Raw genomic sequence first — 13,223 nt, 5'->3', positions numbered from 1 at the left:
CTCAATCCAATTTCTATTTGCCTTAACTAAGCAAAAGAAACACCCCCGCTACATAAAGGAAACTGGCATGTACACACCACGCCACAATGGGACGTTTGCGCCCTCGATACGCAAAAGCATCAATTCCAGCCGCTCCGGCTTTGCCCTGAACCGCACCTTCAGTGCCGTGCAAATGGCGCTACTCCTGGGTTTGGGAGCCAGCGCGCTGGTCTTGATGGCCTCGCCTGCACAGGCACAAAACCGTACGGCTGGCCAAGCTGATGAAGTCGTCACCCTGCCGTCCGTTACCGTCAAAGGTCAGCGTGACAAGACTGTCGAGAGCTATGCAGGCGGACAAGTCGCTACCGGCGGACGCGTCGGTTTGCTGGGCACCAAAGACTTCATGGAAACGCCCTTCAACACCATCAGCTATACCGAGCAATACATGGCCGACCAGCAGGCGCGTGACATCAGTGAAGTAATCGCCAAAACCGACCCCAGCGTCTTCATGAGCGGCATTGCAGGCGAGAGCAACGAAAGCTACTCCATCCGTGGCTTCCGCTCCGATGTGGGCGATGTCACCGTCAACGGCCTGGCCGGGATGGGCGGCTACTACCGCAACTCGCCCGAAGCCTACGAGCGCGTCGAGGTGCTGAAAGGCCCTTCCGCCCTGCTCAACGGCATGCCGCCCAAAGGCTCGGCAGGCGGTGCCGTCAACCTGGTCACCAAACGCGCAGGCGACGATCCCCTGTTTCGCGTCACAGGCAGCTATATGTCCGACTCGCACTTTGGTGGCCACGTGGACCTGGGCCGTCGATTTGGCGAGGACAAGCAGTTCGGTATACGCCTGAACGCGGCCTACCGCGATGGCGACATTGCCATCAAAGACCAAGACAAGAAAATTACGCAAACCTCTCTGGGCCTGGACTGGCGTGGCGAACGTGTGCGACTGTCTGCCGACCTGTTTCACAGCAAAGACCGCGCCTACGGCCTGACACGCGGCCTGACCTTGAATCCCGGTGTAGAACTGCCCAAACCACCCAAGCCCGATGTGTCGTGGAACCCGCCTTGGGCTTTTTATGACACCACGGACAAGGGTGCCATGATCCGTGGCGAATTCGATCTGAACGATCAATTCACCGCTTACGCAGCCGCCGGTATCAGCCGCACCAAATTCAGCTCCAATATGGGCGCTGGTCAGGTCATCAATAACGCGGGCGACTTCAGGATCAACTTCAGCGGCGTGGCCGACGAGATGCGGCGTAAAACCGCTGAAGTGGGCCTGATGGGTAAATTGCAAACTGGCCCGGTCAGCCACCAATTTGCCATCAACGCCACGCAGTACAACGAAGACTACGACCTGAGCGGCTTCCGCAACCTGCTGCCCAGCGCATGGGTGACCAATATCTATGATCCGGTCTGGGGTCCTGAGCCATCGCTGCCCAACAATATCCCGCTGATCAGCACGACTAAAACCCGCTTGAAGAGCATCGGCTTTGCCGACACCCTGTCCTTTGCCGATGACCGCGTACAAGTGACACTGGGCGCACGCCGTCAGCAAGTGATCAACGAGAGCTTTAACGGTGCCACTGGTCAGCGTACAGGCGAACGCTACAAAGAAAGTGCGACTACTCCCGCTGTCGCCCTCCTGGTGAAAGCGACAGACCAGGTATCGGTCTATGCCAACTACATCGAAGGCTTGTCCCAAGGCGCCATTGCGCCCAATACCGCCGCCAATGCAGGTCAAGTCTTCGCCCCCTTCAAAACCAAACAAAAAGAAGTGGGCCTGAAACTGGATCTGGGTGACTTTGCCCACACCCTGGCCTTGTACGAAATCAAGCGCCCCAGCAGCTACACCGACCCATTCACCAACGTGTTTTCCTTTGGTGGCGAGCAACGCAACCGGGGCATTGAATGGGGCTTTTTCGGCTCTCCCGTGGAAGGGGTACGCTTAATGGGTGGCGTGGCTTACTCCAACCCAGAAATCACCAAAGCCGCCAAGCCGTCAGAACAAGGCCGCCAGGCCACCGGACTGCCCAAGTGGCAAGCCAAGCTGGGCGTGGAATGGGATGTACCCAACTTGCAAGGTCTGACCGTGATGGCCAACGCCACCACCTCGTCCAAGCAATACCTGAGCGCGGACAACTCCCTGTCCATTCCCGGCCATACCGTGTTTGATCTGGGCGCACGCTATCGCACCAAGATCGCCGGCCGTCCGCTGACCTTGCGGGCCACGGTGAATAACGTAGCGAACAAGGCTTACTGGGCCAAGCCACACTTCACCAGCCTGGCCGTGGGCGCACCACGCACCTTCATGCTGTCGGCAACAATGGATTTCTAAGCTGAAAGCCTGAGTGTGATGAAAGGGCCTTGCTGCGCGATAGCAGCGCAAGCAAGGCCTTTTTCTTTCCAAAAGAAGAGGCTAAGCCTCTAATCCAGCAAACACAGCAGATGGATATCTTCCGGGTCTAGTTCAAATAAGCGGGGGTCAGGCTCTGGCGCAATGCCAAAACCATGCGCCCTATAAAAATCCACCGTATTCACTGAAGGCGTGGCCGAGGCATAGACCGCCTTCGCGCCCCATGCCACAGCCTGTTTCTTGGCCTGATCCAGCAGCCATACGCCCATGCCCTGCCCACGCAAGGAGTGGCTGACATGCAGGAAAAATAGCTGACGCCAGTCGCCTTGTGGCCCTAAAGGCAAGCTGTCCAGACCCACGGCAGCCAGCAAGGTATCACCCTTGAATACACCCATGAACCAGGAGCCGCGATGAAAGGCGTCCTCATGTTCAGGGTGATATTTCTCCGGGTCGCCTTCCGGCCAACCGCGCAGATCAATATCAGCCGCTTGCTTGTGCAACACGCCATTACGCAACTCGTACAAGCCGTCAATTCGCTCGCTACGGTCTATGGACCACAGCAGGTTCAGTTCGGATTCTTGAAGGGGACGAAACATGCAGCCGTCAGGCAGGGAGGAGTCAGGCACAGTATTCAATGCAGATGATGGGATAAAACAAGAGTTGAAACGCGTAAGGCTCGATAGTAAACAATCGCCACAGGCGCGGCTATGCAGACGTGGCCTGCTCAAGGCGTAAAAAACACATCCACATGCAGGTTCTGCACCTTCACGCCGCGCTTGAGCACCATACCGACAGCCTCATCCACCATGGAGGGTGACCCTGCCACATACACCTTCCAGCCATTCAGATCAGGCAGGTCCTGGCCCACCGCTTCAGTCACCATGCCCCTTCGGTACGGTGCCACCGGCATCCCCGACAGCACAGGCGTAAAACGCAGATTGGCATAACGTTCCTGCAAGGCCTTGAACTCGTCCTCGCAGTACAAGTCCCGCCGCTCCCGCACCCCAAAATACACATGGATAGGCTGACTCATGCCCCAGCCCAATGCGGTTTCCACAATCGACTTGATCGGTGCCAGGCCCGTTCCACCGGCCATACAAAGCATCGGCCCGCCATAGCCATCGCGCAGATAGGATGAGCCTAGCGGCACCGTCAGGCTGACCGGCTCACCTTGCTGCAAGACCGTATGTACATAGGCCGAAGCCACCCCACGCGGCACGCGGCGCACGTAAAAATCCAGCTCTGGCGCCCCCGGAGGATTGGCCATGGAATAACTGCGCACCGGAGCCTGCCCAAACTTGATATCCGCGTACTGCCCCGCAAAGAAAATCAACGGTTCCTGACCATCCAAACGTATTCGCACCAGCCGGATATCGTGGGTCAGATCCTTGATACAGGACACGGTGCCCGTCAGTTCCCGGGACGGGATCAAACCCCGAACATCATCCGTCCCTATCCAGCCCACCGTCACATCGGTTTGAGGAACCGCTCTACAGGCCAGAATCAAGCCCCTGGCCTTTTGTTCCTCGGTCAGCGCAAAGCGAGAGTACTCCATCATCTCCACCTGCCCTTTGACCAGGCGCGTCTTGCAGCCGCCACACACGCCCGTCTTGCAGCCGTGGGGATAAGAAATCCCGCGCTCCAGCGCAGCCTGCAAAATGGTGTGATGATCCTGTGCCTGAATCTGCTCTTGTCTGTGCTGGATAAGAATGGTTTTGCCAGCCATGTTTGCCTCTCCTCGCTCCTTTCGGGCCATAGTGCTGCACTCTCGCTCCCGAAGCAATCAGAAACAAAAGTCATAAGCCGGTGCGCAGACCAACTTATCGGTTCCGACGGGCCCGTTCCTTCACCACATCACCTTCCAGCATTAAAGCCGCCCGACTGCTAATCCGGTCCAGCATGCTGCTCAGGGCCGCCATTTCTGCGGCGCTCAAATCCTGGAAGATTTCCTCGTTCAAGGAGGCCACAATCGGCATGACCTCCTTGTAACGCTGCATGCCCAATTCCGTGACCGAGACATGCACCACACGCGTGTCTTTGGTATCGCGCGTGCGCTTTAACAAGCCCTTTTCACACAGAGAGCTGACCGCCCGGGAACAGCGGGCCGTATCCAGCGAGACTGCCTCCGCCAAGGCTGTGCCCGTCAAGGCGGGGTGCATGCTGGCGATAGCCAGAATGCGCCATTCCCGGCGCGTGATATTGAAGCGCCCCTCGCACAAGCGAATAAAAATCGGGTTGCCAGCAGACCAGGCCCGATACAACCGGAACATCATCATGGCCGGCAACGTCGGTGCCGGAGTACCGTCTGCCGTACTTGCCAAGGTAGAAGAGGACGTATAGGAGCTGACCATAGAAAGACCTTTAGCCTTAAAGATACTTGATTAGAACAACTATCCGCCCCCTTGGTAAGCTGCGGTAAAAACTGATAGAAATCAAAAAAAGGAGACAAATCATGACCAAGAACCACCTTCGCACCACGCTAACAAGCTGTCTGCTGTCAGGGCTGTTGTTCACTGGCTTATCCCACGCAGCCACCCCCATTGAAAACCTGACCGTCGTTGTCCCTTATGCACCCGGAGGCGCCTCGGATCGGGCTGCACGTATTGTGTCAGACAGTCTGCACCAAAAACTCGGCATCCCCGTTGTGGTCGAGAACAAAACCGGCGCGGGCGGCCGGATTGCCGCCCAGTATGTCAAAAACACAGCGGCAGACAAAAATGTGCTGATCCTGGCCAATCCCGCCATCATGGTGGTCGCCCCCTTGGTTTTCAACGACATCCCATACAAGCCCGACAGCGACTTTCAAGCGGTTTCCATGGTGACCGAGTACGGCTTTGGAGTAGCCGTCTCGGCGGACAGCGACATTAAAACCATGGACCAACTGATCACCTGGGCCAAAGAGCACCCCGGTGCTTTCAATATCGGCGTTCCCGCCACTGGCAGCCTACCCCACTTCTTTGGCCTGATGCTGTCCCAGCAAATTGGCTCCAAAGGCGAGATTATTGGCTACCGTGGCTCGGCCCCCGTCATTACCGACCTGATCGGCGGCATTTTGCCCGTGGCCATTGATACGCTGGATGTGCTGACCGCCCAGCACCAAGGCAAACGCATCCGCATCCTGGCCACCTCCGGCAGCGAGCGTGAAACCGCCCTGCCAGACGTCCCTACCCTAAAACAGTCGGGTGTTGAGCTGGAAGCCTCAGGCTGGAATGCTTTCTTCGCCCCCGCCTCCATGCCAGCCGACAAAGTGACCCAACTGGGCCTGGCGATCAAAGAGGTCACCAGCGACCCGGCCCTGCAAGAGACATTGCTAAAAAATGAATTGATCCCTGTATCTGCCGATGCAGAAGAAACCCGTGTCCGCATTGAACAGTTCCGCCAACAATGGGCGCCCGTTATTCAAGCCTCCGGCTTCAAAGTCACACAATAAATCAGCAACACAAACCACATGACACAACGCAAGAACGTCCTGTTCATCATGGCCGATCAGCTACGCGCGGATCACCTAGCCTGCTACGGGCACCCTCATATTCGCACCCCCAATCTGGATGCCCTGGCCGCCAAAGGGGTGCGTTTTGACCGCGCTTTCGTTAACTCTGGCGTTTGCGGCCCATCCCGCATGAGCTACTACACAGGCCGCTACCCCTCTACCCACGGTGCCACCTGGAACCGCGTGCCCTTATCAGTAGGCGAGGTCACCATGGGCGAGTACTTGCGCGCCGGTGGGCACAAGCTGGTGCTGGCGGGTAAAACCCACATCATGGTCGACCATAAAGGGCTGGAACGACTGGCACTGGACGGCGGCAGCGAACTGGCCCGCCTGCTGAAAACAGGTGGCTTTGAAGAAATAGACCGCTACGACGGCCACCACGAGCCGGGCGAAGAAAGCGGCTACCCCGCCTACCTGCGACGCCACGGCTACCAGTCCGATGACCCGTGGACAGACTTTGTCATCTCCGCACGCAGCCCGAATGGAGAAGCGGTCAGTGGCTGGCATATGCGCAATGCCTGCTACCCCTCTCTGGTGGAAGAAAAGCACTCGGAAACCGCCTATATGACGGATCAGGCCCTGTCCTTCATGGAACGCATGGGGGACGAACCCTGGGTCCTGCACCTGAGCTACGTCAAACCCCATTGGCCCTATATTGCCCCCGCGCCCTACCACGATATGTACAGCGCAGATCAATGCCTGCCCGTGGTCCGCAACGAGGCCGAACGCAACAACGCACACCCTGTGCTAGAGGCCTACCGCCAACAAGAAGAATGCGTCAGCTTTGCCAGTGACACCTGCGTGGAGACCGTCCGACCCGCCTACCAGGGACTGATCACCCAACTGGACGACCACCTGGGTCGCTTGTTCGACTTCATGTCCCGCAATGGCCTGATGGACAACACCCTGATCATCTTTACCGCCGATCACGGGGACTTCCTGGGTGATCATTGGCTGGGCGAGAAAGAACTGTTCTACGACACCGTGCAACGCGTGCCTTTCATCGTCTACGATCCGTCTCCAGAAGCGGACGCTACGCGTGGAACCGTCGATAACAGAATGGTCGAAGCCGTAGATGTGCTTCCCACCATGCTCTCCTGGCTGGGCCTGCCACCGGCCTCGCACCGCATTGAGGGACGAGACCTGCTGCCCCTGCTACACGGCGCACACCCTTCTTGGCGCGACTGCGTGTTTTCCGAGCTGGATTACAGCTATCGACTGGCGCGCGTGCTACGTGACAAGTCACCGTCCAATGCCAGAGCCTGGTCCCTGCGCAGCGACCGTTGGCGCTATGTGTATTGGCTGGACGAGCCTGAACAGCTTTATGATTTGCACGCAGACCCAGAACAGTTCAACGACCTGGGCCGCTCTGCCGACCATGAGCACATACGGGAGCAATGCCGGGAACGCTTGCTGCAATGGTTCACCAGTCTGAAACGCCGTACCACGGTCACAGAAGAAGAAGTCGAACGCGGCACCAATGCCTATAAAAAGGCAGGCGTGTTTTTTGGGCAGTGGTAAAGCCGACAGGCTTGGCGAGACACGCAAAGGCAAATCAGGCAGAGCCCGGAGCCCACCGGGCAGCCTATCCCCTTTTATATGCTTTGACGGGTTTGCTGCAAAATAAAGTCCACCATCGCTTGAGCAGCAGGGGACAGTGACTTCTCCCGTAGCGTCACAATCCCAATCCTGCGTACTACGGTGGGCGTCGAGAGCGGGATAAAACGCAACGTTTGGCTCTCGCGGGGAAAGGCATACCGAGGCAGCGTTGTTACCGCAAAACCCGCTTCCAGCATTGCTATCAACGAGATCATATTTGACACATAAAACTGTGATAGCTCCAACAAGGGCCTGGCCTCGCTATCCTCCAACAACCTCGAAGTACCATTGGCAATCAATCGATGTTGACAGAGTTCTTTCCAATGCAAGGTCTCTTTTTTCGCTAGAGGATGATTGACCGGACACACGACACCAATCTGATCCTCCCATATCTGCGTGAACACTTTGTCGTAATGCTCATGCTCATGAAACAGGTGACAAATACCAAAATCCACCTGCTGCATCTCTACCATTTTGAGTACAGCATCTGAACTATCGTCAAAAAAGCTCACATGTAGCTCAGGAGCTTGTTCAAGGAAACGCTCCAGCAGTGCGGGCAATACCTGACTTGCAATTGAAGGCACAGACGCCAGCCTCAAATGTCCAGTTTTGTATTTAGCCATCAGCATCATCTCGTGCGACACCCTATCGTGATGCGCGATGAGTTCTTTTGCTTTGGACAGAAAGTGCTTGCCAAAAGGTGTTAGCTCGGCCTTTGCTGTCTTGGTATTACGCTTTTCAAATAACAGCTCTCCCAGCTTATTTTCTAGGTCACGTATCGATAGCGAGATTGCAGGCTGGGTACGGCGCGCCTTGTCGGCAGCCGCATGAAACCGTTTCAGCTCTGCCACCCACACAAAATGACGTAATTGAGCAATCCTAAATTCCGGCAGCATGGCGCACCCACATTCAATATAAAAACGACTTATCAAAAGATAGAAATTGTTAATTTTTATTATTAAACAACAGAGCCTAACATAGTTCCCTATCCACTAGGGAGGTTCAAATGTCCGGTTCAGTTTTTCGTAATTACATTGCCAACCACTGGGTAGATGGCAATCAAGGCAGCATAGCCAACATTAGCCCTGCCAATGTCAAAGATGTGATTGGCCACTACGCGCAAGCAGACAGAGCACAAGCCGAAGCCGCCATTATTGCGGCCCAACAAGGTCAGCAGGAATGGCAAAAAAGCGGTTTAGAGCAACGCTACGCCGTACTGATGGCGATCGGTGACGAGCTCATCGCCCGCAAGGATGAAATCGGTGAAATTCTCGCTCGCGAAGAAGGCAAGACCTTAGCTGAAGGTATTGGAGAAACATACCGCTCAGGTCAGTTCTTTCACTACTACGCGGCAGAAGTACTGCGCCAGATGGGGGAAACCGCAGATTCAGTTCGCGTTGGGATAGAAATTGAAACCCGCCGGGAGCCCGTTGGCGTGGTAGCAATCATCACGCCATGGAACTTTCCTATCGCTACCGGCGCATGGAAAATTGCTCCTGCTCTTGCCTTTGGCAACGCCATTGTGTGGAAGCCTGCGAACCAGGTACCTGCTTCTGCCTGGGCATTAACAGAAATTATCTCACGCCAGAATCTGCCCGCAGGCACCTTCAACCTGGTCATGGGCCCCGGCTCCGAAGTGGGCGATGCTCTCATCCACTCCCGCGCCATCAATGCGCTCACGTTTACAGGCTCTTTGGAAACGGGCCGCAAAGTCGCCGCAGCCACGGCCGTCAATCTGGTGAAGTGTCAGTTGGAGATGGGGAGCAAAAATGCCTTGATCGTACTGGATGATGCAGACCTGGAAAATGCAGTGGAGTGTGCAGTGGGAGGCGCATACGGCGGCACTGGCCAAAAGTGTACCGCCTCATCACGCTTGATTGTCACTGAAGGCATACATGACCGCTTTGTCGCCGCCATGATTGAGCGCATGAAAAAACTCGTTGTTGGGCATCCACTCAAAAAGGGAGTTCACATTGGGGCCGTCGCTGACAGCGATCAAATGCAACAAAACCTGAAGTACCTCGAGTTAGCTCAGCAAGAGGGCGCACATCTGGCCTATGGCGGCGCGGTACTGCAGGAGGAAACCGAAGGCTACTACATGCAGCCCGCGTTATTTACTGGCACAAGCAACGCCATGACCATTAATCGTGAAGAGGCTTTTGCCCCGATCGCTTGCATTATCAAAGTCAAGAACTACGACGAAGCCCTGGCCACCTTGAACGACACCAATTTCGGTCTTACCGGTGGTATTTGTACGCAGTCCTTACGCTATGCATCGGACTTCAAACGCAATGCAAAAGTCGGTTGTGTCATGGTCAATCTGCCCACTGCGGGCACCGATTACCATGTGCCCTTTGGTGGTCGCAAGGACTCCAGCTTTGGTCCCCGCGAGCAAGGCACCTATGCCAAAGAGTTCTATACCGTTGTGAAAACCAGCTATATCCGAGCTTGATTCTACATACCTAAAACAATAGGTCATGCTATGCACAACACACTACACAACGAAATGATCATTATTGATGGGCTTCAGTACTCCAACTGGAACCGAACGATCTTCGAGCAACTCCATCATGGCGGCGTCACCATGGTACACGCCACCATTGTCTACCATGAGCAGATCCGGGAAACCTTACTGCGTATCGCTGAGTGGAATCGCCACTTTGAATTACACAGCGATTTAATCATGCCCATTAAAAGCACCAATGATATTCATCGCGCCAAATCGTTAGGGAAAGTTGGCATTATGTTTGGTGCCCAAAACTGTTCCCCGATAGAAGATGATGTGGGCATGATTCCAGTCATGCGTGAGCTTCACCTGATGATCATGCAACTTACCTACAACAACCAAAGCCTGCTCGCCAGTGGTTGCTATGAAGCGACGGACAGCGGTGTCACTCGCTTTGGGCGTCAAGCCATCAAAGAAATGAATAGAGTCGGCATGATTGTCGACATGAGCCATAGCGGGGAGCGCAGCACGCTGGATGCCATTGAGATCTCAGAACGTCCCATTGTCATCTCTCATGCCAACCCTTTAAGTTTTCACAAGGCCAAACGCAATAAATCCGATACGGTACTCAAGGCACTTGGCGCCTCTGGTGGACTACTGGGCTTTAGCTTGTATCCGTTCCACCTTAAAAACGGGTCGGATTGCACCCTAGACGACTTCTGCGACATGGTTGAAAGCACCGCAGAGCTCATGGGTATTGATCATATCGGCATAGGAACCGATTTATGCCAGGCACAACCCCTCTCAGTATTAGAGTGGATGCGAAATGGTCGCTGGTCCAAAACAATGGATTATGGGGAAGGCTCCCAATCCAACGCCAATTGGCCACGCCCCCTCTCTTGGTTTAACGATAGTCGTGACTTTCCAAAGCTCACACAAGGGCTTCTGCAGCGCGGGTTTAGTCATGCTGACGTCGCTAAGATCATGGGCCAAAACTGGCTTCGCCTTTTGGATGAAGGCTTGACACCCCAATAGTGCCCAAGGCCCAAGCCTGTAGCGGTCGTGTGTACCACATAGACACACTCCAGCTACAGGTGTGGCCTTAACAATAAATATAACGATTCCTCAGGAGACGATAAATGGGTAACACCTCTCATACAGTTGCCGCACAAGCAGCCCTAAAACAGCGCAACACCAAACCACTCGCAGGCATAGACTTACCAGTTCTCCTGCTCAGTGGTGGCGTATTGGTACTGTTCTTAGTCCTGGCCCTCTACGATATAAAAATGGTATCTGGCTGGGTCAATACGGCATTTGCTGCATCGACACGCTATTTCGGTGCTTACTGGCAAGTACTGATGCTACTGACCTTTGTCATTGGACTATTTCTGGCAATTGGCCGTACCGGTTCCGTTGTTTTGGGAGGTACCAAAACCCCAGAAATGTCTACATTTCAATGGATCTCGGTTGTCATGTGTACTCTGCTGGCAGGTGGCGGTGTGTTCTGGGCCGCTGCAGAGCCCATCGCACATTTCACCTCGATACCACCTGTATTTTCTGATACTGCAACCGGCACTCCCCAGGCTGCCTACCATGCCTTGGCACAAAGTTTCATGCATTGGGGATTCCTGGCATGGGCCATCCTAGGTAGCCTAACCTGCATCATCTTTATGTATCTGCATTATGAGAAAGGCCTACCCCTAAAACCTCGCACTCTGCTCTATCCCATTTTTGGCGACAAAGCGATGACAGGCCCCTTAGGTACCCTCGTTGATACCTGCTGTGTACTGGCTGTTGTAGCGGGTACCGTTGGCCCAATAGGCTTTTTAGGTCTGCAAGTAAGCTACGGTCTCGATGCGCTATTTGGCATTTCAAATAACTACACCACCCAATTGATCATTCTTGGTGGCCTGATTGCCATCTACACCCTCTCTGCCGTCAGCGGAGTCATCAAGGGCATACAACTGCTTAGCCGAGCCAATGTACTACTGGCCCTTATCTTGATGGTTTTTATACTATTTTTCGGCCCCACTGCCTTCATCATCGATGGCTATCTCCAAGGCTTGGGCATTTATATCAATCAATTTATGCCAATGGCAACGTTTCGGGCCAACTCTGCCTGGCTGGATGCATGGACTATTTTTTTCTGGGGCTGGTTCTTAGGGTATGCGCCGCTTATGGCAATGTTTGTTGCCCGTATTTCCAAAGGTCGCACCATCCGTGAAATGGTCTTATTGATCTCCATTGTTGCGCCATTGATCACCTGCTTCTGGTTCACCATTTTAGGGGGCAGTGGGCTGGCCTTTGAGCTGCAAAACCCTGGGGTCATAACCTCCGCCTTTACCCACTTTGATCTGCCTGCCGTCCTCTTGGCAATCACCGACCAGTTACCAGCGGGCTTTCTCATATCCGTGCTGTTTCTCGTGCTCACCGCAATCTTTGTGGCTACAACTGGAGACTCCATGACCTATGCCGTCTCTATGGTGATGACAGGAACTGACCACCCCAAAGCGTCCGTACGTGTTTTCTGGGGAGTCATGATGGGCATCATGGCTGCGCTCCTGATCTCTATAGGCTCGGGGGGAATTTCGGCTCTTCAATCTTTTATTGTCGTCACAGCGGTACCCGTTTCCCTGATCCTGTTGCCCTCCTTATGGATTGCTCCACGGATTGCCCACCAAATGGCCAAGGATCAAGGTCTATAACCGTTATCAACCAGGAGTGCCACGGCACTCCTACTACACACAGTATGAAAAAAGCCGTTAAAACCGATTTGTTTACTTCTACAACACCATTTGAATGGGCGGTTATTGCAAACAACCAGCTCTATACCGCACAAATTCCTATCAATGCCAACGGTCACGTAGTAGAAGGCGGTATCGAAGCGCAAGCGCGCCAAACCATGGAAAACCTCAAGCATACGATTGAGGCTGCAGATCTCAGCATGGCCGACGTAACCCAGGTCCTCATCTATGTCACTGACCGTCGCCATCTGCCCCTATTTAATCGCATTTATGCTGAGTACTTTGCGCCCCCTTTCCCCAACCGGGCCGCCGCCATTGTTGCAGGCCTGGCTCGTGAAGAAATGCTCTGCGAAATTATTGCTTATGCGGCGGTACCCAATCCCTGAAAGCCAGCAACGCTTGGCGCTGGCTGCAGACGGGTGATTCTGCCAGGCAACGCATGATCAATAGAAAAAATAGCCTATGGGATTGATAAGTTTTGCTTACTACCTGATAGAGCCTTTTCATTGGTATCAGGGCAAGCTTTTCACCGATGATGTAGGCGGTTCAATACAGATGGTCTATGTCTGTGCTGTACCCCTAGAATGAACCAAGTATAAGGATAAG

General features: G+C 54.5%; 11 protein-coding genes. 7 read left to right on the top strand and 4 right to left on the bottom strand.

Annotation, left to right across the window (positions count from 1 at the left end):
- The first annotated feature begins 67 nt into the window (after nt 1-67).
- Complete coding sequence (locus ACDI13_RS12505; RefSeq protein ID WP_316990140.1) at nt 68-2,320, top strand: TonB-dependent siderophore receptor; 2,253 nt, start codon at nt 68-70, stop codon at nt 2,318-2,320.
- An 89-nt stretch (nt 2,321-2,409) separates the two neighbouring features.
- On the opposite strand, the gene ACDI13_RS12500 is transcribed toward ACDI13_RS12505, so the two are convergent.
- The 3 genes from ACDI13_RS12500 to ACDI13_RS12490 all read right to left on the bottom strand — a co-directional run bounded on the left by ACDI13_RS12500 (nt 2,410) and on the right by ACDI13_RS12490 (nt 4,689).
- Nucleotides 2,410-2,934 carry a GNAT family N-acetyltransferase gene (locus ACDI13_RS12500; protein WP_316990141.1) on the bottom strand — a complete coding sequence of 175 codons (525 nt, stop codon included), beginning with the start codon at nt 2,932-2,934 and terminating at the stop codon, nt 2,410-2,412.
- A 128-nt stretch (nt 2,935-3,062) separates the two neighbouring features.
- A complete protein-coding gene (locus ACDI13_RS12495; RefSeq protein WP_316990142.1) occupies nt 3,063-4,064 on the bottom strand; it encodes a 2Fe-2S iron-sulfur cluster-binding protein in 1,002 nt (333 codons plus the stop codon).
- A 94-nt stretch (nt 4,065-4,158) separates the two neighbouring features.
- On the bottom strand, nt 4,159-4,689 hold the full coding sequence (locus ACDI13_RS12490; RefSeq protein ID WP_316990143.1) for a MarR family transcriptional regulator: 531 nt from the start codon (nt 4,687-4,689) through the stop codon (nt 4,159-4,161).
- A gap of 101 nt (nt 4,690-4,790) precedes the next feature.
- On the opposite strand from ACDI13_RS12490, the gene ACDI13_RS12485 reads away from it, so the two are divergent.
- Together ACDI13_RS12485 and ACDI13_RS12480 are read left to right on the top strand one after the other, a co-directional pair.
- Entirely contained in the window at nt 4,791-5,768 is a 978-nt protein-coding gene (locus ACDI13_RS12485) for a tripartite tricarboxylate transporter substrate-binding protein (protein WP_316990144.1), read from the top strand.
- A gap of 18 nt (nt 5,769-5,786) precedes the next feature.
- Nucleotides 5,787-7,349, top strand: coding sequence for a sulfatase-like hydrolase/transferase (locus ACDI13_RS12480; RefSeq protein WP_316990145.1), 1,563 nt, complete (start codon nt 5,787-5,789; stop codon nt 7,347-7,349).
- Between the two features lie 74 nt (nt 7,350-7,423).
- On the opposite strand, the gene ACDI13_RS12475 is transcribed toward ACDI13_RS12480, so the two are convergent.
- A complete protein-coding gene (locus tag ACDI13_RS12475; protein WP_316990146.1) occupies nt 7,424-8,323 on the bottom strand; it encodes a LysR family transcriptional regulator in 900 nt (299 codons plus the stop codon).
- A 110-nt stretch (nt 8,324-8,433) separates the two neighbouring features.
- Between ACDI13_RS12475 and ACDI13_RS12470 the strand changes: the two genes are divergently transcribed.
- From ACDI13_RS12470 to ACDI13_RS12455, 4 genes are all read left to right on the top strand, one after another.
- The gene (locus ACDI13_RS12470; RefSeq protein ID WP_316990147.1) at nt 8,434-9,879 is read left to right on the top strand and encodes an aldehyde dehydrogenase family protein; all 1,446 of its coding nucleotides are present in this window, start codon (nt 8,434-8,436) and stop codon (nt 9,877-9,879) included.
- A gap of 30 nt (nt 9,880-9,909) precedes the next feature.
- Nucleotides 9,910-10,908 carry a dipeptidase gene (locus ACDI13_RS12465; RefSeq protein WP_316990148.1) on the top strand — a complete coding sequence of 333 codons (999 nt, stop codon included), beginning with the start codon at nt 9,910-9,912 and terminating at the stop codon, nt 10,906-10,908.
- A 104-nt stretch (nt 10,909-11,012) separates the two neighbouring features.
- Nucleotides 11,013-12,578, top strand: coding sequence for a BCCT family transporter (locus tag ACDI13_RS12460; RefSeq protein WP_316990149.1), 1,566 nt, complete (start codon nt 11,013-11,015; stop codon nt 12,576-12,578).
- Nucleotides 12,579-12,622: 44 nt separating this feature from the next.
- Nucleotides 12,623-13,003, top strand: a complete 381-nt coding sequence (locus ACDI13_RS12455; protein ID WP_316990150.1) for a RidA family protein — start codon at nt 12,623-12,625, stop codon at nt 13,001-13,003.
- Nucleotides 13,004-13,223: the final 220 nt, after the last annotated feature.

Origin of the sequence: Alcaligenes faecalis (assembly GCF_041521385.1) — a bacterium.
GTDB classification, from domain to species: Bacteria; Pseudomonadota; Gammaproteobacteria; order Burkholderiales; family Burkholderiaceae_B; genus Alcaligenes; species Alcaligenes faecalis_E.
The sequence above is the reverse complement of the archived record's forward strand: the minus strand, read 5'-3'. Positions and strand labels throughout refer to the sequence as shown.

What these genes read in the sequence shown, in the direction of transcription:
- ACDI13_RS12455 (WP_316990150.1), top strand. Translation starts at nt 12,623, where the DNA reads ATGAAAAAAGCCGTTAAAACCGATTTGTTTACTTCTACAACACCATTT.
- ACDI13_RS12495 (WP_316990142.1), bottom strand. Translation starts at nt 4,064, where the DNA reads ATGGCTGGCAAAACCATTCTTATCCAGCACAGACAAGAGCAGATTCAG.
- ACDI13_RS12485 (WP_316990144.1), top strand. Translation starts at nt 4,791, where the DNA reads ATGACCAAGAACCACCTTCGCACCACGCTAACAAGCTGTCTGCTGTCA.
- ACDI13_RS12480 (WP_316990145.1), top strand. Translation starts at nt 5,787, where the DNA reads ATGACACAACGCAAGAACGTCCTGTTCATCATGGCCGATCAGCTACGC.
- ACDI13_RS12490 (WP_316990143.1), bottom strand. Translation starts at nt 4,689, where the DNA reads ATGGTCAGCTCCTATACGTCCTCTTCTACCTTGGCAAGTACGGCAGAC.
- ACDI13_RS12470 (WP_316990147.1), top strand. Translation starts at nt 8,434, where the DNA reads ATGTCCGGTTCAGTTTTTCGTAATTACATTGCCAACCACTGGGTAGAT.
- ACDI13_RS12505 (WP_316990140.1), top strand. Translation starts at nt 68, where the DNA reads ATGTACACACCACGCCACAATGGGACGTTTGCGCCCTCGATACGCAAA.
- ACDI13_RS12500 (WP_316990141.1), bottom strand. Translation starts at nt 2,934, where the DNA reads ATGTTTCGTCCCCTTCAAGAATCCGAACTGAACCTGCTGTGGTCCATA.
- ACDI13_RS12460 (WP_316990149.1), top strand. Translation starts at nt 11,013, where the DNA reads ATGGGTAACACCTCTCATACAGTTGCCGCACAAGCAGCCCTAAAACAG.
- ACDI13_RS12465 (WP_316990148.1), top strand. Translation starts at nt 9,910, where the DNA reads ATGCACAACACACTACACAACGAAATGATCATTATTGATGGGCTTCAG.
- ACDI13_RS12475 (WP_316990146.1), bottom strand. Translation starts at nt 8,323, where the DNA reads ATGCTGCCGGAATTTAGGATTGCTCAATTACGTCATTTTGTGTGGGTG.